Source organism: Kitasatospora mediocidica KCTC 9733 (genome assembly GCF_000744225.1).
GTDB lineage: Bacteria > Actinomycetota > Actinomycetes > Streptomycetales > Streptomycetaceae > Kitasatospora > Kitasatospora mediocidica.
In genome coordinates this window covers 630,925-648,723 of sequence record NZ_JQLN01000001.1, presented here as the reverse complement: position 1 = coordinate 648,723, position 17,799 = coordinate 630,925, and the positions used below count along the sequence as shown (strand labels likewise).

Genomic DNA, 17,799 nt, shown 5'->3' with positions numbered 1-17,799 from the left:
GCAACGGAGCCGATCGCACCGCCCTGACGCTTGCCGCAGGTGGTGGGCCGGCCGAGCACCCAAGCCAAGGCATAAGGAGAGGCCATGTCGGAGCAGACTCCTGGTCGGTCGGTCGACGCCGAGCGCGCCATGGGCGAGGAGCTGGCGCAACTGGCCAGGAGCGCCGTCGGTTTCATGACCCGGGAGGGACTGTCCCGGGAGGCGGCGATCGAGGAGGCACGGCGGGCGGCGCCGTACGGCATGGACCACGACGCCCGCTCGCTCGACCCGTGGGTGGACGCCGAGCTGCCCGCGTCCGACCCCGGCCCACCACGGGCCGTCGCGCCGCACCCGCAGCCCTCGCCCGCCGCGCCGCAGTCCGCCGCCGGCGACATCGGCCGCCGTCTGGTGCTCCGGCGCGTGCAGCTCGGGCTCAGCAGGGAGCAGGTCGCCGAGCGGGCCGGCGTGGCCGCCACCTACCTGGAGTACCTGGAGACCAGGCCCGCCGTCCTGGACGCCGGCACCCTGCTGCGGCTGGCCGGCGCGCTGGAGACCTCCGAGGCCGAGCTGCTCGGCGGCGGACTGGAACTGCCACCGGGGCAGGCCGAGCAGGCCGGTCAGCCCCAGCTGGCGGAACTCACCCCGGCCGACTGCTGGGGCCACCTGTCCGACCACGGTGTCGGACGCCTGGCGTACGCCACGCCGGACGGTCCGGTCGTCCTGCCGGTCAACTACCGGGTGCGCGACGGCGCCGTGCTCTACCGGACGGCGCCGGGCAGCGCCCCGTCCCGTGCGCTCGGGCGCCGGGTGGCCTTCGAGGTCGACCATCTGGACGAAGCGTCGAGCCGGGGTTGGAGCGTGCTGGTCAGGGGTCCGGCGGAGCAGGTCTTCGAGCCCGAGGAGACCGACGGTCCGGGCACGGGACCCGGTCCGACGCCCTGGGCCGGCGGTGAGCGCGACGTCTGGATCCGGATCGTCCCCGAGCGGATCAGCGGCCGCACCATCCGTCACTGACGACGTCGACCGGATCAGGATCCGGTTGGCGTACGCCACCGGCCCGCACGGCCAGGGGCATCACACACCCCGCCGCGGCGAAGATCCCGCCGACGGCGATCCAGCCGAGTGCGCCGCCGTTGACGCACAGGAGCGTCAGGACTCCGGGTGCCAGCGCCCGCGCCGCACCGGACAAGGTGCCGTACAGGCCCTGGTACCGGCCCTGCGCGTGGTCCACCGCCAGGCCGGAGGTGAGTTCGAAGGAACCGGCCTGCTGGACCATCGTCTCTCCCGAAGGGCCATTTCGGACCGTGCTGTCCGAGAACGCTGTCTGGACACGGGCGCCGTCCCGAGCGGACACTACGACTGGCGCGATCTGCCACCCCGACGCCCCCGTTGAAGGCCCCCGGAGAGCACGGTGGACGCCCATGGCCAGTGCGACGAAGGACCGAGCGAGAACAGCCGTCGCCACCAAACTGGCCGAAGCGCTCTGGCGCGAGGACGTCGGCGACGCCCGGCGCCGCTACCACGGTCAGGTGCACGCGTTCGATCGCGTGGTCCTGCCGCCGGTCGAAGCCGATCCGGCGTCACTCACCTCTGATCCGGGGTTGCGAGCCGAACTCGCCAGCGCGGTGACCGGCCTGAGCCTGGCCTACACACGACGCAGCGCGGCCGACCTACAGTGCCGGGCATCCGGATATGACGACATGATCAGCCTGGCGCAGTCGCTGGGGCCCGACGCCGGCGCGGCGCGCCTCGAACAACTCGCCACCGATGGACACAACCTGCATCCCTGCGCGCGCACCAGACTCGGCTGGGATGTCGAAGACATGGTCAAGCACGATCTTGAGACGCCCTTCACCCAGGTCCGGGCGTTGTGGGTCCCCACCCGGGAGGCCCTCGGCGATGATCTGAGCGAACGGCTGGGCCTGCCGGTCAGACCCGGCTACGCCGCCCTGCCCGTCCACGCGTGGCAGCACGACCACCTGTTGAGGAGTCAGCCCGACCTCGCACCGGCCGACTTCGAGGCCCGCGCCGTGCCGACCGCCGCCCTGCGCACCGTCCTGTTGGACGACGGCACCTACCTCAAGCTCTCGCTCGACGTGCAGATCACCTCGACCCGCCGCACCGTCTCGATCGCCTCCACCCGCAACGGCCCGGTGCTGTCGGCCTGGATACGGCACCTGATCGAGGAGGAGCCGATCGTCCTGATGGCCGAAACCGCGAGCGCGGCCTCCACCCGGGGCGACGGCCGGGCGATGAGCACGATCGTGCGCGAGGGTCTGGGCGGCAGGCTCCTCCCCGACGAGGTCCCGGTCCCCGCGGTCGCCCTGACCGTGCCCGATCCGATCACCGGACAGCCGGTGTTCGAGGGGCTGCTACGGCGTTCCGGCCAACCGCCGATGGAATTCTTCCGTCGGTACGCCCGGCTGCTGCTCGGCCCGGCGCTGCGCCTGGCGGCCCGGCACGGGATTGGGCTCGAGGCCCATCTGCAGAACTGCGTGCCCACCTTCGTCGACGGCCGTCCGCACCGGATGGGGCTGCGTGACCTGGCGGGCATGCGCGTGCTGACCTCGCAGAGCCCCGACCTGTGGCCGGGATCGGTGATCGGCACCTCGTCGCGTGAGGTGATGCTGTCCAAGGTGGCCTACACGACGTTCCAGGCGCACCTGGGCGAACTGGTGCTCCGGATGGCACTCGAACCGGACCCGGCGTGGGCGGCGGTGCGGGAGATCGTCGACGACGTCCTCCAGGGGCATCCGGACCACGGCTTCTTCACGGCTCCGACCCTCCCGCACAAGGCCCTGATCCGGATGCGGCTGGCCGGGCGGGGCGACGTCTACGTCAAGGTGAGGAACGCGCTGCATGGCTGAGTACACCCTGGACACCCGGATCGCCCGGGCCCGCGCGGAACTGCTGAAGTCCGCGATCCCCTCGGCGACCGTCCTCTACGCCATGAAGGCCAACGGCCACCCGGCGATCGTCTCGGCCCTGGCCGAGGTCTGTGACGGCGTGGACGTGGCGTCGGCGGGCGAACTGGCCATCGCGCTCGGATGTGGAGCCAGGCGGATCGTCTGCAGCGGGCCGGCCAAGTCGCCCGCCTTCCTGCGGGCGGCGGCCGAGGCGGGCGCCACGGTCAACGTCGAGAGCCTCCAGGAGTTGCGGCAGCTCGGCAGCCTCGGGATCGCGGCCACGTTCGCCCTGCGGGTCAACCGGGAGGCACTGGTGCCCGACGGCGTCTCGCACCGGATGAGCCGTCAGTTCGGCATCGACGAGGTGTCGCTGCCCGCGGTGCTCAGGGCCGCCGAGGCCTTTCCCCAGCTGGATCTGGCCGGGTTCCACCTGCACGCCATGTCGGGGAACCTGGACGTCTGCGCGCACAACGCCTTCATCCGCGACGCGCTGCGCTGGGCGGCGCCCTTCGGTGTGCGGCAGGTCAACCTCGGCGGGGGCTTCGGCGTCGACTACCTCGGGTCCGCCCAGTTCGATCCGCACCGGTTGGAGCTTCCGGTGCTGCCGGGCACGGAGATCATCTTCGAGCCGGGCCGGTGGCTGGTGGCCGACGCCGGTACGTACAGCGCCGAGGTCGCCGACATCAAACGAAACCGCGGCACCTGGTTCGTCGTCATCAGGGGAGGGATGCACCACTTCCGCCTGCCCGCGGCGTACCGCCACAGCCACCCCTTCCACGTGGTCCCGACGCCGGCCTGGCCGTACTCGTGGCAGCGGCCCTCGGTCCGGCACGCGACCGTGACCGTCGCCGGTGAACTGTGCACCCCCAACGACGTCCTGGCCCGTGACGCGTGGGTCGAGCAGGTGCGCGTCGGGGACCTGCTGGTCTTCGAGAAGGCCGGCGCCTACGGCTGGGAGATCTCACCCCATCAGTACCTGCGCCACGATGAGCCGACGTTCGTGATCCTGCCGTAGACGGGTGGACCGGCCTCGTACTACTGAGCGTTGATCGCCCGCAGCATGTTCAGCCGGGCTGCCCGGCGGGCCGGCTCCCGACCCGTCGCCGCCGCGCGCACCGCCGCGTCGCCCCCGTAGACGGCCGCCTCCGCGGCGGCGGCCCGTTCCCGCAGCGCCCGCAGCAGTCGGTCCTCCTGCCCGCCCGAGACGCCGAGAAGTCCCGGCACCATCAGCGTGGTGGCGGCGAGGACGGCGCCGTGCGTGAGCCCGAACGAGTGGCTGCCCATCCCGAGGACCGGTGCGAAGGCGGCGCAGGCCAGCGTTGTCAGGCCGGTCGAGGCGAGCAGCGCGGCGCCGCGCCGACGGGGGTCACCAGGTGCCTGGCCGTGGTGTACGCGATCACGGCGGCCGGCAACCCGAGAGTCGGAGCGGTGGACCAGGCGCAGTCCTGCGAGCCGGCTCCCCTGCCCGGCCGGGAGGAGACACCGGCCGGGCAGGAGTGGACGGGAGGTCAGGCCGCGCGGGTCTGCGCCCAGGTGTAGAGGCGGTGGGCGCTGTCCCCGAGGCGGGTGGCGTAGAGCGTGTTGGCCGGCCCGCCCGCGAGTCCGTCGGTGGTGCTGGTGACGCCGACGACGGTGCCGACACCGGTTCGGGTGTCGAACTGTGCGAGGTGCGGGCCGCCGCTGGCGCCATGCGACATGTCGCAGGGCTCACCCCACAGGAGGGGGGCCTTGGGGGCGGGCGTGGCCGGTCCGGCGCAGTGGATCATGCGGGATCCGGCGTACTTGGCGCTCGGGTCGTTGAGCCGGTCCTTCGGGTACCCGAAGGTGTGGATGAACTCGTCCTTGACGGGCTTGGTGAACGCGATCCGCTGGCTTCCCGTGACGTCCGCGATCCGTCGCCCCCCGGCCGCCGGGTTCGCCACGAGGATTCCGGTGTCGTACCCGGCGAGGGCGACGTCGTCCGGGGTCGTGTGGGCCGGATCGGCGTCCCAGCGGGAGGAGGTGGCCACGGTCCTGATGGTGAAACCGCCGAGCGGTTTCGTCCCGTTGCGGTAGCCGGGGACGAAGTAGAGGTTGTGGTTCCAGGTGCTGTCGGTGGCGGGGGCTCCCACGGTCCGCAGACAGTGCGCCGCCGAGATCACTGTGCTGCGGTTCGCGCTGTTGACGACCGTCGCGGTGCAACTGCCGTCGTAACCGTCGGAGAAGGTGAAGAAGAGCCGGCCGATGCTCTTGGTCACCGCGCCGCCGTGCGTCCAGACGGCCCCGGGATCCAGCGTGTCGGCGGGAAGCGGACGCGGATCGTCAGGCGTGTCGTCGTCCGCGGGCACCGGGGTGATCTCGGGGACCAGGGCGCCCGCCAGTTTCATGCGGGTGGGGGTCCAGTAGGTGTCGATCCGGCTGCGCTCCTGCTCGGTGGTGGCGCCGGAATGCGTGCTGACGGAGTCCGCCTCCGCGGCGAAGGCCGCGGTCGGCAACAGCGCCGCCGCAGTGGTCGCACTGAGCAGGAGGGCTCCCACGGCGGCGATCTGACGTGTGATTCGACCGGAATGTGTTGGCATGGACGGCACTGTAGGAGCGGAACATCAGAGTCGCGTCTGAAGCGGGTTTCATCCTTTCATCGGTCAAAGGGCCGTCCGGTAAAGAGCGTTTCATTCCTGTATCGGAGTCCCTGTTGCCTGACGCGGCACTAGCCGCGCAGCACCGTCATCCCCGCGTACTCCAGTTCCACCTGGAAGTCGGGCGAGTCGATTTGGGCGCTGAAGGTCGGTTCCACCTCCAGGGCGACGGATACCTCCGCCACAACCAGGTGCGGTTTCGGCTGCTGGATCGTCATTGTCCGTCCCCTCGTTTGTCGAAGGTGTGCCGGCCACGTCCCCCCAGGCGCGCCCGATCCGACGTGGCGCCGCTCTCTCAGCGGCGAAGGCAGGACAGGACAGAACGTTATCAACTCCTGCGGGACCAGGGAGACCTGAGGCGCGCCGCCGGCAGCGGCCGGGGGCGACCCCGGCCCCTCCCGTTCCGGTCTGTCGGGCCTACAGCAGTGCGGCATTTCCCACCTGGTCCGACCCGCCGGATTCCCGGGCTCAGCGCGCTTCGCCGGCCGTCAGCCGATGGCGACGTGACCAGACTCCGGCCGAGACCCGGGCCAGCACCCGGGCGGCCGGATCGCCGGTGGCATCTCCGTTGGCGAGTGGTCCCGCGTAGCAGACGGCGATCACATAGGCGGGGGAGTCCGGCGGGCGGACGACTCCGACGCTGTGCCGGATGCCGGTGATCCAGCCGTTCTTGAAGGCGATCGGCGTCCCGGCCGGCAGGCCGGCCGCGAGGTCCACGTCGTGGACGTTCGCGGCGAGCAGCTCCAGCAACTCGCCGGGCAACCAGGTCACCAGTCTCGCGAGGTCGGCCGCGGTCACCAGATTGGTCAACCCGACGGCCCGGGCGGCCGCGTCCTCGATGCCCCGGCGCGTGACGCTGTGCAGGGCGCCGGCCAGCCGCCAGACCTCGTTGACGGCGTCGAACCCGACGTGGTCCAGGATCGTGTTGGTGGCGAGATTCGAGGAGTGGACGATCATCTGCCGCGCCAGCCTGCGCAGCGACGCGCGCGTGCCCAGCAGGTGCCAGGTCTCGGCGTCGGTCTCCCAGTCCGGCGGGATCCCGTACGAGGGCGCGGGCACGGGGGCCGCCGACCGGAACGCGTTGGTGACCGGTACCGGTGTGTCGAGATCCAGGCCACTTCGGTACAGCGCCGCGAGCACGGCGACCTTCATCGTGCTCGCCGCGTAGTAGGGGCGGTCCGGCTCGCGTTGGAAGCAGGGGCCTGCGCCCAGGGGAGCCAGATAGACCGACAGCACAGCCGAAACGCTAGCAGGCGACGCCGTTCGGGCGGGCCGGGCGGTGAAGTTGCGGGTCCCGGCTGATCGGTATTCATAGAAGCAGAGGGGTGGTCTGTCTGATGGTGTGACAAGCGTGGAGGTGCGGGTCATGGTGCTGAGCCGTCGGGCGGTCCTGGCGTTGGCGGCGGGCGGTGCGCTGGCGGGGTCGCGGCCTGTCGCCGAGGCCTGGCGGGGGGCGGCGGGACCTTCCGCAGCACCTCCCGCAGCCTCTCCCGCCATCCCTCCCGCAGCCCCTCCCACGTCCGCGCCCTCGCCCGTGCCCGTCGTCGGCCGGGCCGAGGTGGTGGCGCGGTACGGGGACGCGGTGCCCGAGGAGTGGGGCATGACGACGTCCGGAGTGATCACCGAACTACCCGGCGGCGTGCGGGCCACGGCACTCACCTTCGACGCCTGCGGCGGTCCCGGCGGCAACGGGTACGACGCGGAGCTGATCGAGATCCTGCGGGCCAACGGCGTCCCCGCGACGCTCTTCCTCAACGGCCGCTGGGTCGACGCCCGCCCCGCCGAGTTCGAGAGCCTCGCCGGCGATCCGCTGTTCGAGATCGCCAACCACGGCACGGCCCACCGTCCGCTCTCGGTCACCGGCCGCTCGGCGTACGCCATCGCGGGCACCCGGGACGCGGGCGAGGTGTACGACGAGGTCGCGGGCAACGCGGCGAAGCTGGCCGCCCTGCTCGGACGGCCGCCGCGCTTCTTCCGCTCCGGCACCGCCCACTACGACGAGGTCGCCACCCGGATCGTCACCGATCTGGGCGAACGCGTCGCCGGCTTCAGCGTCAACGGCGACGCCGGCGCCACCCTCGGCGCCGACGAGGTCCGCCGGGAGGTCGCGGCCGCCCCGCCGGGCGCCATCGTGATCGCCCACATGAACCACCCGGGCGGCGGGACGGCACCCGGCTTCGCGGCGGCCCTGCCGGCCCTGCTGGCCGAGGGCCGCCGCTTCGTCCGTCTCCATGAAGCTCTGGCCTGAGCCGCCGGCGCGTCCGCCAGGTCAGCTGGCCGGGTCAGCCGGCGGGGTCAGGCCGCGGTGGCTGCCGTGAACCGGGCGGCGACGTCCGTCCAGTTGACGACGTCCCAGAGCTTCTCGACGTAGTCCGGGCGGACGTTGCGGTACTGGAGGTAGTAGGCGTGCTCCCAGGCGTCGAAGGCGAGCAGCGGGGTGGTGCCCTGGCCGACGTTGCCGTGGTGGTCGTAGACCTGCTCGACGATCAGGCTGCGGCTGACCGGCTCCCATGCCAGGATCCCCCACCCCGAGCCCTGGACGCCGGTGGTGGCGGCGGTGAGCTGGCCGCGGAACGCCTCGAAGCTGCCGAAGTGCTCCTCGATCGCGCTGCCGAGCACGCCGTCGGGGCGGTCGCCGCCCTCCGGGGAGAGGTTCTCCCAGAACAGCGAGTGCAGCACATGGCCCGACAGATGGAACGCGTGGGTCTTCTGCAGCCCGACCAGGCTGCCGAACTGCCCCTTGGAGCGGGCCTCGGCCAGCTGCTCCAGGGTGTCGTTGGCGCCCTTCACGTAGGCGGCGTGGTGCTTGGAGTGGTGCAGCTCCAGGATCTCGGCGCTCATCGCGCGCTCCAGGGCGGAGTAGTCGTACGGCAGGTCCGGCAGTGCGTAGGTGCCCATCAGGACACGGCCCCTTTCGGCGGTCGGTGATCTTGCCGGTCCCACACTATTGCGTTGAGGTTGCAAGTACCACCAACTTGCTTCAGCATGTTCATCGCGGGGCTAGCCCCGTCGGCCAGGGACAGCACTCCCCGTGTGGGCGCTCCGCCCTTCCTGACTGACGATCGTCTTCCCAACCGGCGCCCGCCGGGACGGGGGCCGGCCCCGCACCAACGACCCGTCCGCTCCACCGGAGCCAGCAGTGCCGACGCCCCTCGCGGCCCGTCCGATCAGGCGCAGAGCGTCGGCTCGCGGACCTCGCGTTCCGCTATGGCCTCCGCCTCCGCCTCCGCTGCCTGCGCCACCGGCTCCCGCCCGCCCGTGCGAGTGGCGCCGGTACCGGCGATCACCACCAGCACGACGCCGGCCGCCGGTGCCAGGCCGGGAATCTGACCGAGCACCAGGATCCCCATCAGCAGCGCGATCGCCGGCTCCAGGCTCATCAGCGTGCCGAACGCGCCGGCAGTGAGGCGGCGCAGCGCGAGGAACTCGAGCGTGAAGGGCAGCACGGTGCTCAGCGCGGCCAGCCCCAGCATGACGAGGACCAGCGGCCAGGTCGCACGGCTGAGCTCGGACGGTGCGGCGACCACGGTCGCGACCACGCCCGCCACCGGCAGCGAGACCGCCAACCCCTTCAGCCCGGTGACCCGGTCGCCGACGCGCTGGGTCAACAGGATGTACCCGGCCCAGCAGGCCGCCGCGCCGAGCGCGAAGCCGAGGCCGGCCGGGTCGATGCCGCCGTGCCAGGGCTCGGTCAGCAGGACGACGCCCAGCGCGGCCAGGGCGGCCCAGTGCTTGCGCCCGCCGCCCGGACGGAGCAGGGACACCGAGAGCGGGCCGAGGAACTCCAGCGCGCTCGCGGTGCCCAGCGGTATGCGTGCGGCGGAGAGCATGAAGAGCATCACCATGCCGGCGGTCACCAGGCCCAGCAGTGCGCAGGCCAGCAGGTCCCGGCGGGCGAAGTCGCGGGGACGCGGGCGGACCAGCAACAGGACCAGGACGCCGGCCCAGGCCAGCCGCAGTCCGGCCGTGCCCGTGGCGCCGAGTTGGGCGAAGAGCGGCACCGACAGGGCCAGCCCCAGCTGGACCGAGGACATCGCACCCATGGCCATCAGGGCGCCGCCCTGGGCTCCGGTCAGGTGCGGACGGACGGCGGGGCGACGGATGGCGGCTACCAGCGGACTCATGGGACCCAGTAGATTGCGCCCCCACCGCTCGCGTCCACGTGGCGATCATGGACAATTCGTTCGGGAAAGCTGAACAATGGCCGGATGGAGACACGGCGGCTGCAAATCCTGGCGGAGTTGTCCCGACTGGGCTCGATGCGCGCGGTCGCGGATGTGCTCGGCATCACCACCTCGACGGTCTCGCAGCAGGTCGCCGCCCTTGCCCGCGACATGGAGACCCCGCTGATCGAGCCCGTCGGGCGGCTGGTCCGCCTGACGCCGGCCGGCCGGCGGCTCGCCGAGCACGCGGTGACGATCCTCGCGGCGGTCGAGACCGCCCACCGCGACCTCGGACCGGGCGCCGAGCCCAACGGCACCCTGCGGGTCGCCGGCTTCGCCACCGCCATCCGCGGCTACCTGCTCCCCGTCGTGGTCGGCCTTGCCGCCACCAGTCCGCAGGTCCACATCCTCATCCGGGAACACGAGCCCGCCGAGTCGCTGGAGCTGCTGGCCGCCGACGAGGTGGACCTCGCCCTCACCTACGACTACAACCTCGCACCGGCCGCCGAGGACCCCACCGTCAGCGCGACCCCGTTGTGGACCGCCAGGTGGGGGCTCGGCGTGCCGGCCGACGCGGAGCCGGGCGACGGAACGACGCTGGACGTCTTCGCCCGCTTCCGCGACCACGACTGGATCGTCAACTCCCGCAACACGGCCGATGAGGAGGTGATCCGCACGCTCGCCTCGATGGCGGGGTTCCGCCCCCGCGTCACCCACCAGGCCGACAGCCTCGACCTGGTCCAGGAGATGATCGCGGCCGGCCTGGGCGTCGCCCTGCTGCCGATCGGCTTCCCCACCCTGCCCGACGTGCGCCTCGTCCCGCTGGCCGCACCCGACGTCGAGCTGCGCGCCTACGCGGTGGCCCGGCACGGCCGCCTCGATTGGCCGCCCCTCGCCCTGGTGACCGACCTGCTCAGTGCCACAGCCCACGGCTGACCCCCGCGCCCGCTGGCTCGGCGGCCCGTCGCTCTGCGGAAAACCATAAGGCAGATTGATAAGGTAGCCTTAGTATATGGACGAGGACCTGGACCCGAGCGGTGTCGCCGTAGCTCTCCTGGCGAGCATCAGCGCGCTGGTGCGCCGGGTGCGCCAAGTACCCACCGGGGGCGGGCTCACGATGCCCGAACGGACCGCGCTGTCGTGCCTGGACCGCTCGGGTCCCACCACCTCCTCGGCGCTGGCCAGGGAGGTGCAGATCACGGCGCAGGCGATGGGGGCGACGCTCGGCGCACTGCGGGCCCGTGGTCTGGTCGAACGGCGCCCGGATCCGCAGGACGGCAGGCGCGTGGTGCTGACGGTGACCGAGGCCGGCTCGCAGGCGCTGAAGAACAAGCGCAACGCGCGGACCGAGCTCATCTCCCAGGCCTTGACCGGCGGCGCGTTCACGCCGACCGAGCTGGAGCAACTCAACGCGGCGGCACCGCTGTTGGAGAGACTGGCGCAGCGCGTCTCAGCCACGGACCGAGTCCGCCACCCACAGGAGAGGCAACCATGGCACTGACCACGACCGACCCCAGCGACCCCGACGCCGACTCCCACCGCCACAGCATCGAACGCGTCTTCCCCAGGATCGGCGAAACCGCCACCACCGCCGAGATCGTCGACCGGGTCGAGGCCACCCGATGACCCTGCTCGGCCGGCTCCTGAACAACCGCAGGGCAGGCGAGACCCATGCGGCCTGGAACCTGCCCAACCTCCACGGCCCCGAGCTGCTGACCCTCAGCAGCCGCGACGTCAGCGACGGCGGATCCCTGGCGCTGCAGCACTGCGCGAAGCACATCGGCGGCGACGACCTCTCCCCCCGGCTGTCCTGGTCCCCGCTCCCGCCCGGCACCGCACAACTGCTCCTGGTCGTCGAGGACATCGACGTCCCGCTGACCAAACCCGCCGTGCACTGCGTCGCCCTGGTCGACCCGGCAGCCGGACCCCTGGAGCTCGGCGCGCTGGCCGCGAAGCAGCCCGGCCCCGGGGTGCGGGTGCTGCGCTCCACCATCGGACGCGGCTACCACGGTCCGGCGCCCATCAAGGGCCACGGGCCGCACCGCTACGTCTTCCAACTGTTCGCCCTGAAAAGCCCCCTGGACACCGGCCCGAACGTGGCGCCCCCGGACCGCGCACGCCCCCGCGTCCTGCTGCCCGCCCTCGCCTCACCCGTGCTCGGCCGCGGCCGGCTGACCGGCGTCTTCGAACGCTGACGTCAGCTGGAGTTCACGTGGGTTCGTCTGGGGCTCGCTGGGGAGACCGTCCGCAACAACGGCCCCGAACTCCTCACCGAAGCCACCGACGCACCACCCCTGACCTGACGCCCCAACCGGTGCCGCCACCCGTCGGCACTCGGCGGGCGGTGCCGTCCTGCTCCCTCCCGTGCCGGGGTGCCGGTGCTCGGCCCGGGAGGGGCGGGGCGGAACAGCAGGTCCACGTCTCGGCCCGTAGGCGCGCCAAGCGGCTTCGGATACCCTGACCGTGACTCAGCACGACCCCGGCACAGCCCAGCCGACCGGGGCACAGGGGGACGGGGAGCAAGGTCGTGGAAAGCACCGAGCAGCGGCGGGAGCTCGCCGCCTTCCTGCGCAGCCGGCGGGCCCGGATCAGCCCGGAGGCGGCGGGCGTGCTGTACCCGACCGGGCGCCGCCGGACGCCGGGGCTGCGCCGTGAGGAGCTGGCGGCCCTGGCCGGGGTGAGTGCCAGCTGGTACACCTGGCTGGAGCAGGGACGCCGGATCAAGGTCTCCCGCCAGGTGCTGAACAGCCTGGCCCAGGTGCTGAAGCTGGACGGCGTCGAGACGCAGCACCTGTTCCGGCTGGCCGGCGAGGTGCCGCCGACCGGTCCGCGGCCGGCCGGGCGCGAGCAGGTGGCCGCCCAGTACCTCTCCTTCCTGGACCAGCTGGACCCGCTGCCGGCCTGCATCACCAACTACCGCTTCGACGTGCTGGCCTGGAACCAGGGCTACTGCGCGCTGCTGCCGGGCTTCGCCGACCTGGCACCGGACCGCCGCAACAACCTGCTGATCACCTTCGACCCGGGCTTCCGCGACCTCTACCCGGACTGGCCGCAGGCCGCCGAGCACGTCGTGGCGCTGTTCCGCGGGCAGTCGGCGGACCAGCTGGCCCGGCCGGAGTACGCCGAGCTGGTCGAGCAACTGGCCGCGGAGAGCCAGGAGTTCCGCGAGCTGTGGGAGCGGATGGACCTGGTGGAGAACGGCCCGGCCACCCAGGCCTTCCGGCACCCGGCGCTCGGGCAGATCGAACTCGGTTACGTGAAGCTGCGGTTGGCCGACACCGCGGCCACCCTGATCGCCTACCAGCCGGTGGGGGACGACGCGCTGACCGACCGGTTCGGCGCCCTGGTGGCGGCGGGCCGGCCGGCCTGACCGGCGGCGGGCCCGAGCCGGTGAGGCCGGCCCCGGCCCGCCGCCGGGCGAACGATCAGGCGCGCGGTCAGAGCGTGCTGCCACCGTCCACGAAGCTCAGCGCCCCGGTGGTGAAGGTGTTCTCCAGCAGCTGCAACACGGTGTGCGCGACGTCGTCGGGCTGCCCGATCCGGCCGACCGGGGTGCTCGCCGCGGTCTGGGCGAACAGGCCCGCCCTGGCCTCGGCCGGGACGAAGTCCCACAGCGGGGTATCGACCAGGCCGGCCACCACGACGTTCACCCGGATCGGCGCCAGCTCGACGGCCAGCGAGCGGCCCAGACCGCCGATGCCGGTGTTGGCGGCGGCCGTCGCGCTCAGGTCCGGGTAGGGCTTGAAACCGCCGCTGCCGGCGAGCAGCACGATCGAGCCGGTGGGCGCGATCCTGCGCCCGGCGTGCCGGACGCAGAGCAGCGGGCCGACGATCTTCGTGTCGAACGAACGGCGGACCGCCTCGAGCGTCACCTCGTAGACCGAGCCGGTCGCCATGTCGCCGGGGCAGAGCACCAGGTGGTCGATGGTGTCCAGGTCCGCGAAGAAGGCACGCACGCTCTCCTCGTCGGTGACGTCGATGACGCCGGTCGTGATGCCGTCGATCTCCTTGGCCGTGTCGGCGAGCTTCTCCTCGGAGCGCGAGCCGACCACGACCCGCGCGCCGGCCGCGGCGGCCTGGCGGGCCACCGCGCGGCCGATCCCGGAGCTGCCTCCGACCACGACGACACGGGTGTTGGACAGGGGGTTTGAAGCCATGGGTCATCTCCTGGACAGTTGCTGCCGTGCTTGTCGGAGCGGCGGCGCGCGCGGCGCCCGGTCCCGCTCGAGAACGACGATGCCAGCTCGCCCAGGGGGTAGGCAGACTCGCTCTTATCCTAGGTATTTCACCACCAGGCAAGCCGCCCACCTGCGAAGACGCCCGCCCCGGAAGGCGGCTTCGCCGTCCTGGGCGGGCGGAGCCGACGGACCCGGAGCCGGGGAACCCGGCCGGACCGTCGGGGCGGGCTCCAGGGCCCGTGGCCATCTCATGACGCCGATTCCTCACTGTCAGGCCTGGCGGGCGAAGGACGCGAGGCGTTCGGCATGCGCGATGACGAGGTCGCGCACCCCACCGAGGACTTCGCCGAACTCAGGACCCCCGGCGCCACCCTCGCGATCGCCGGCACCCGCACCGTCCCGCTGTTCGCCCCGGGCTCAGCCCGGGGCGGACAACCCCAGCGTGATCACCGAGTTCCTCGTCGACGACGTGGACCGCGTGCACCAGAACCTGACCGGCTTCGTCACGGACTTCGTCACCGAACCCACCACGATGCCCTGGGGCAACCGGTCGCTGCTGTTCCGCGACCCCGACGGCAACCTCGTCAACTTCTTCACCCCGGTCACTCCGGCGGCCATCGAGAAGTTCGCACGTTGACGGCCGGCCGGGTGGTGGCGGGACCGCCGCCGGCCCCGACCGCAAGCCCCGGCGCTTGAACTCCACGATCGCGCTGGACACCGTGCTGCGGCGCACCCCGCACACCTCCGCCGGCTTGCCGACGGGATGCCCGCCACCTGGCTGGCTAATCGTGGGCGACGGCCGGGCCGAGCCCGGCTGGGAGGTTGCCGACGACGAGGGACACCGCAGCGTCCGCGGAGTTGGCGAACCCGATGACCTCGGAACTTCGAGGACGGCGGACGCGGAACCGCCCGTCATGCAGAGGATCGATCGACGGCACCTGGATTGACCACGGGTAGCTCGTGAAGCTGCTGAAGTTCAGGTTGTAGTGGCTGGTGAAGGGGTACAGCTGCCGCAGTCTCGGTTCCACTCCGGCCACCTCGATCAGGGGCACGATGCCCGGGTAGGCGGTGCCCGGTTTCATCACTTCGCGACTAAGCAGTTCGTGCGGCACGAGGAGCGCGAGCGCAAGAACGGTCGGAGTTGCCCGGCCGACTGGGCTGCCATTGTGCCTGCCACCAGCGGCTCGACCACCCCGGTCTGGCAGCGTCGCCACGAGCCGACCAGGGAGCGGCCCACCTTCTCGCCGCACCAGGTGCCTTGGTCGACCGGTAGCTCAGCTCCGGGAGCGGTCATCGGTCAGTAGCCGCGGTGGGCCCTCGACATGCGCGAGCCGCCACTCACGCGAGCGGCCGCTGCCGTTCGGATCGGCGTCGAGGATGCGCAGCGCGTCTCCGGAACGGGTCGCTTCGGGCCGCAGTTCGGCCCCGACTCGGTGTGGCAGCGTGGAACGGACGATTTCCCAGCGGCCTGCGCGGATCCTGCCGAGGGACACTTCGCAGTCCAGCAGCGTGACGGCCTCGGCGTGGCCGGCGCAACCGAGTACCCGCTCGGTGAGCGGTGTCGAAGGCAGCCCGGGCGTACCGAGTGGTTCGGTCCTGTCCCGGACATAGCCGAACCAGGAGCCCAACCTGACCAGTTGACCCGCACAGCCGTCCGCCGGATCCTCCAGCACCGCGCCCACCGGGTCGGCCGCCGGCCGGTCGGCGGGCTCCCAGCGTTCCAGGTAGTCCTCGTACAGGCCGTGCTCGATCAGCACTCCGTCCTCGAAGTGCAGGGTGCCCGCGTCGGGCAGTGAGGCCGGCGGATGCAGGTCGATCCGACGGACCCACCTGAACACCTCACCGTCCTGCTCCAGGGTGCCGGCGAACGCCTTCTGTGTGCTCAGTACCAGGAGCTGCGGACGGTCCAGTTCGGCCAGACACCTGCCACCGACCGCCTCCGCAAGGTTCGGAGGCTGGCGCAGATCGGTGAACAGCGTCGGACCCTGCAGCCAGGTCGTGCTGGTGGTGCTGTCCGTCGAGCCGTCCGCCTCGCGGACCAGGGTGCGCCGCCAGATGCCGTGCAGGTCCGTGAGAGATGGCGGTGGAACGTGCATCGGTGCTCCATGTTCGGCCTGTTGAAGATCGGTACGGTACACCGCCTCGCAGTCCACCCCACGAGGTTCCCACGTAGCGGCCGGAGCCTCTGTCGGGACTCGCTCAGTCTCCGACTCCCGCGAGGGCGGGCACGAAGGCGATGGGGACATAGCGGCCCAAAAGCATCGCGAGCACCATGAGTCCGTTGTGGAAGCCGGTAGCGCCGTTGAAGCCGGACATGGCGTTGCCGGGCTCGACGACTCAGGAGGCGGTCGCGGGGTGCTGGGCCGTCCAGCGGTGGCCGAGCAGGAAGGGCAGGGGCGCCCCGGTGCGCGCGGTCAGCTCCAGGCTGTCCAGGAGGACGGACGGGGAGACGGCCAGCACCTCGCACACCGCATGGGCACGGCAGTAGCGGGTTACCGAACCGTGCAGAGCCTGGCGGAGGCGCCGTTGCCGTCCGCTGCCCAGCACCAGGAGGTCGGTGGGCCGGTCGGCCGTCTCGACCAGGGCGCGGCCGGCGTCGCAGCGCACCACCACCGGCTTGATCACCACATCGTGCGGGTAACCGCCGAAGGCCTGCTCGAAGACGGTGTCCAGCCGCCTGCGCGCGGTGTGCTCCAGCTCCGACAGCGGACGCAGCCCGTCGCCGTCACCGCTGGACCATGCGATCACCGGGACCAGCACGGCGTTCCGCCGACTCGCCTCCTCCACAGCCCGGTACACGGCCGCGAGACTGCTCAACGAGCCATTGACCCCGACGACGACACGAGAACCCTCGGACACGGCACTTCGCCTTCTTCCTCTACCCGGGCCGACGGGGGCGCGCCCCCCGGCCACCGATGCGCCGAGCGGGACACGCCGATCGACTGCCCTCCAGTGGACACCTGCGCCTACGTGCGCCAGAGGCCCCTTGACGTATGCACTACGTCCCGCACGGCGTCTTTGACGCGGCCCTGACGTGCGAGATCGCGTTCAGCCACGCGAGGTCGCCGCGCCGGCGGGGTCGAAGCGGTAGCCGACCTGGCGGACGGTGGCGATGGTGGCGCGGTAGGCGGGACCGAGCTTGCGGCGCAGCCGGGCCACGTAGACGTCGACCGTGCGGCTGTCGCCGTAGGGCGGCCGGCCGCCGACGGCGGTCAGCAGCTGCGCGCGGGTGTAGACCCGCCGCGGGTGGGCCACCAGATGGGCGAGGAGCTCGAACTCGGTGAAGGTGAGGTCCAGCGGCCGGCCGCCTGCGGTGGCCAGTCGGGCCTCCTGGTCGACCAGCACACCCAGCGGCGCGGCACCCGCCGGAGCCGGTGCAGGAGCGGCGGGCTCGCCGAACGGCGCGGCGGAGCGGGCGGAGCACTGGGGGTGGGGCGGGCGGGCGTGCGCGACCCGGGGGTAGTGCAGCGACACAGTCCTTCTCCTTCGATGCTGCTGCTGTGGTGCGCGGGGCTCAGTGCTCGACTGCCCAGGATGCTTCGAGCCGCGGCCTTCCGTCGGGTCCGGTGACGATCCGCCAGGTGGCCCGCACGCCGGCCGCTCGACAGGCTGCGACCGGATTCCGGTCGGCGAGCGGAGCGTGCAGGGTGTACAGCACAGGGCTGTCGAGCGGGCTCAGCGCGAGGCGTCGGAACAGGCCGGCCAGCCGCGAGTGCAGCCGGGCCCGTCGCCCGTTGCCCAGGAGGGAAGGCAGGGGAGTGAGAGCCGTCATTGTGGAAGCCACCACCTGTCCGAGGTGCCGTCGGATACGTCCTGGCCGGGCCCGTTGCGGGCCCGCCGATCGGACGGGAAGGCCACCGACGTTACGCCGGGTCATGCTCTGATCACGCATCCCTGACGTCTCGTTGACTGCCGCAGCCCGATCACTGACGAGGCCTTGACGCGGACCGCCGTCTGT

Annotated in this window: 25 protein-coding genes and 1 pseudogene; 12 read left to right on the top strand and 14 right to left on the bottom strand. The window is 72.1% G+C overall.

Annotation, left to right across the window (positions count from 1 at the left end; genetic code table 11):
- Nucleotides 1-84: 84 nt before the first annotated feature.
- The gene (locus BS80_RS02940) at nucleotides 85-993 is read left to right on the top strand and encodes a helix-turn-helix domain-containing protein (protein WP_232246323.1); all 909 of its coding nucleotides are present in this window, start codon (nucleotides 85-87) and stop codon (nucleotides 991-993) included.
- On the opposite strand, the gene BS80_RS02935 is transcribed toward BS80_RS02940, so the two are convergent.
- Nucleotides 968-1,255: a hypothetical protein gene (locus BS80_RS02935; protein ID WP_035792203.1), complete on the bottom strand. Its 288-nt coding sequence runs from the start codon at nucleotides 1,253-1,255 to the stop codon at nucleotides 968-970. The genes BS80_RS02940 and BS80_RS02935 overlap by 26 nt on opposite strands.
- 145 nt (nucleotides 1,256-1,400) lie before the next feature.
- Here BS80_RS02935 and BS80_RS02930 point away from each other — a divergent pair, with 145 nt between their 5' ends.
- Entirely contained in the window at nucleotides 1,401-2,846 is a 1,446-nt protein-coding gene (locus tag BS80_RS02930; RefSeq protein WP_051965797.1) for an IucA/IucC family protein, read from the top strand.
- Nucleotides 2,839-3,900 carry a type III PLP-dependent enzyme domain-containing protein gene (locus BS80_RS02925; RefSeq protein ID WP_035792201.1) on the top strand — a complete coding sequence of 354 codons (1,062 nt, stop codon included), beginning with the start codon at nucleotides 2,839-2,841 and terminating at the stop codon, nucleotides 3,898-3,900. Before BS80_RS02930 ends, BS80_RS02925 begins: the two co-directional genes overlap by 8 nt.
- Nucleotides 3,901-3,920: 20 nt before the next feature.
- Here BS80_RS02925 and BS80_RS02920 read toward each other — a convergent pair whose 3' ends face one another.
- Nucleotides 3,921-4,169 (bottom strand): hypothetical protein, encoded by a 249-nt coding sequence (locus BS80_RS02920; protein WP_035792198.1) that lies wholly within the window; start codon nucleotides 4,167-4,169, stop codon nucleotides 3,921-3,923.
- A 99-nt stretch (nucleotides 4,170-4,268) separates the two neighbouring features.
- Here BS80_RS02920 and BS80_RS40305 point away from each other — a divergent pair, with 99 nt between their 5' ends.
- Nucleotides 4,269-4,424, top strand: coding sequence for a hypothetical protein (locus tag BS80_RS40305; RefSeq protein ID WP_157535806.1), 156 nt, complete (start codon nucleotides 4,269-4,271; stop codon nucleotides 4,422-4,424).
- Here BS80_RS40305 and BS80_RS02915 read toward each other — a convergent pair.
- The 3 genes from BS80_RS02915 to BS80_RS02910 form a co-directional block, all read right to left on the bottom strand.
- Nucleotides 4,394-5,401: a trypsin-like serine peptidase gene (locus BS80_RS02915; RefSeq protein WP_232246322.1), complete on the bottom strand. Its 1,008-nt coding sequence runs from the start codon at nucleotides 5,399-5,401 to the stop codon at nucleotides 4,394-4,396. The two genes, BS80_RS40305 and BS80_RS02915, sit on opposite strands and share 31 nt — an antisense overlap.
- Before the next feature lie 170 nt (nucleotides 5,402-5,571).
- Entirely contained in the window at nucleotides 5,572-5,718 is a 147-nt protein-coding gene (locus tag BS80_RS40300) for a hypothetical protein (protein WP_157535804.1), read from the bottom strand.
- Between the two features lie 250 nt (nucleotides 5,719-5,968).
- Nucleotides 5,969-6,736 carry a serine hydrolase gene (locus BS80_RS02910; RefSeq protein WP_035792194.1) on the bottom strand — a complete coding sequence of 256 codons (768 nt, stop codon included), beginning with the start codon at nucleotides 6,734-6,736 and terminating at the stop codon, nucleotides 5,969-5,971.
- A 364-nt stretch (nucleotides 6,737-7,100) separates the two neighbouring features.
- On the opposite strand from BS80_RS02910, the gene BS80_RS02905 reads away from it, so the two are divergent.
- Nucleotides 7,101-7,748, top strand: a complete 648-nt coding sequence (locus tag BS80_RS02905; RefSeq protein WP_232246321.1) for a polysaccharide deacetylase family protein — start codon at nucleotides 7,101-7,103, stop codon at nucleotides 7,746-7,748.
- 47 nt (nucleotides 7,749-7,795) lie between these two features.
- Here BS80_RS02905 and BS80_RS02900 read toward each other — a convergent pair whose 3' ends face one another.
- Both BS80_RS02900 and BS80_RS02895 read right to left on the bottom strand, forming a co-directional pair.
- Entirely contained in the window at nucleotides 7,796-8,398 is a 603-nt protein-coding gene (locus tag BS80_RS02900; protein ID WP_035792192.1) for a superoxide dismutase, read from the bottom strand.
- Nucleotides 8,399-8,667: 269 nt separating this feature from the next.
- Entirely contained in the window at nucleotides 8,668-9,624 is a 957-nt protein-coding gene (locus BS80_RS02895; protein ID WP_232246320.1) for an EamA family transporter, read from the bottom strand.
- A gap of 84 nt (nucleotides 9,625-9,708) precedes the next feature.
- On the opposite strand from BS80_RS02895, the gene BS80_RS02890 reads away from it, so the two are divergent.
- From BS80_RS02890 to BS80_RS02875, 5 genes are all read left to right on the top strand, one after another.
- Entirely contained in the window at nucleotides 9,709-10,599 is an 891-nt protein-coding gene (locus BS80_RS02890; RefSeq protein WP_035792190.1) for a LysR family transcriptional regulator, read from the top strand.
- Between the two features lie 76 nt (nucleotides 10,600-10,675).
- Nucleotides 10,676-11,164 (top strand): MarR family winged helix-turn-helix transcriptional regulator, encoded by a 489-nt coding sequence (locus BS80_RS02885; RefSeq protein WP_051965795.1) that lies wholly within the window; start codon nucleotides 10,676-10,678, stop codon nucleotides 11,162-11,164.
- Complete coding sequence (locus tag BS80_RS43415) at nucleotides 11,155-11,289, top strand: hypothetical protein (RefSeq protein ID WP_269676087.1); 135 nt, start codon at nucleotides 11,155-11,157, stop codon at nucleotides 11,287-11,289. Before BS80_RS02885 ends, BS80_RS43415 begins: the two co-directional genes overlap by 10 nt.
- A complete protein-coding gene (locus BS80_RS02880) occupies nucleotides 11,286-11,858 on the top strand; it encodes a YbhB/YbcL family Raf kinase inhibitor-like protein (protein ID WP_035792188.1) in 573 nt (190 codons plus the stop codon). Before BS80_RS43415 ends, BS80_RS02880 begins: the two co-directional genes overlap by 4 nt.
- Before the next feature lie 332 nt (nucleotides 11,859-12,190).
- Nucleotides 12,191-13,033, top strand: a complete 843-nt coding sequence (locus BS80_RS02875) for a helix-turn-helix transcriptional regulator (RefSeq protein WP_035792186.1) — start codon at nucleotides 12,191-12,193, stop codon at nucleotides 13,031-13,033.
- 67 nt (nucleotides 13,034-13,100) lie between these two features.
- On the opposite strand, the gene BS80_RS02870 is transcribed toward BS80_RS02875, so the two are convergent.
- Complete coding sequence (locus BS80_RS02870; protein WP_035792184.1) at nucleotides 13,101-13,820, bottom strand: SDR family oxidoreductase; 720 nt, start codon at nucleotides 13,818-13,820, stop codon at nucleotides 13,101-13,103.
- Nucleotides 13,821-14,117: 297 nt separating this feature from the next.
- On the opposite strand from BS80_RS02870, the pseudogene BS80_RS02865 reads away from it, so the two are divergent.
- Nucleotides 14,118-14,478, top strand: a pseudogene (locus tag BS80_RS02865) (VOC family protein).
- A 145-nt stretch (nucleotides 14,479-14,623) separates the two neighbouring features.
- On the opposite strand, the gene BS80_RS41495 reads toward BS80_RS02865, so the two are convergent.
- On the bottom strand, nucleotides 14,624-14,923 hold the full coding sequence (locus BS80_RS41495) for a DUF6193 family natural product biosynthesis protein (protein ID WP_051965793.1): 300 nt from the start codon (nucleotides 14,921-14,923) through the stop codon (nucleotides 14,624-14,626).
- Between BS80_RS41495 and BS80_RS44010 the strand changes: the two genes are divergently transcribed.
- Complete coding sequence (locus tag BS80_RS44010) at nucleotides 14,828-15,145, top strand: nitric oxide synthase oxygenase (RefSeq protein WP_083974125.1); 318 nt, start codon at nucleotides 14,828-14,830, stop codon at nucleotides 15,143-15,145. The genes BS80_RS41495 and BS80_RS44010 overlap by 96 nt on opposite strands.
- Here the strand turns inward: BS80_RS44010 and BS80_RS02855 are convergent.
- The 5 genes from BS80_RS02855 to BS80_RS42370 form a co-directional block, all read right to left on the bottom strand.
- Nucleotides 15,116-15,937, bottom strand: a complete 822-nt coding sequence (locus tag BS80_RS02855) for a hypothetical protein (protein WP_051965790.1) — start codon at nucleotides 15,935-15,937, stop codon at nucleotides 15,116-15,118. The genes BS80_RS44010 and BS80_RS02855 overlap by 30 nt on opposite strands.
- Nucleotides 15,938-16,040: 103 nt before the next feature.
- Nucleotides 16,041-16,157 (bottom strand): hypothetical protein, encoded by a 117-nt coding sequence (locus BS80_RS44005; protein WP_157535800.1) that lies wholly within the window; start codon nucleotides 16,155-16,157, stop codon nucleotides 16,041-16,043.
- A 21-nt stretch (nucleotides 16,158-16,178) separates the two neighbouring features.
- Nucleotides 16,179-16,700, bottom strand: a complete 522-nt coding sequence (locus BS80_RS02850; protein WP_083974123.1) for a universal stress protein — start codon at nucleotides 16,698-16,700, stop codon at nucleotides 16,179-16,181.
- A 189-nt stretch (nucleotides 16,701-16,889) separates the two neighbouring features.
- Nucleotides 16,890-17,315 carry a winged helix-turn-helix domain-containing protein gene (locus BS80_RS44000; protein ID WP_051965786.1) on the bottom strand — a complete coding sequence of 142 codons (426 nt, stop codon included), beginning with the start codon at nucleotides 17,313-17,315 and terminating at the stop codon, nucleotides 16,890-16,892.
- 40 nt (nucleotides 17,316-17,355) lie between these two features.
- Entirely contained in the window at nucleotides 17,356-17,613 is a 258-nt protein-coding gene (locus BS80_RS42370) for a hypothetical protein (protein WP_051965784.1), read from the bottom strand.
- Nucleotides 17,614-17,799: the final 186 nt, after the last annotated feature.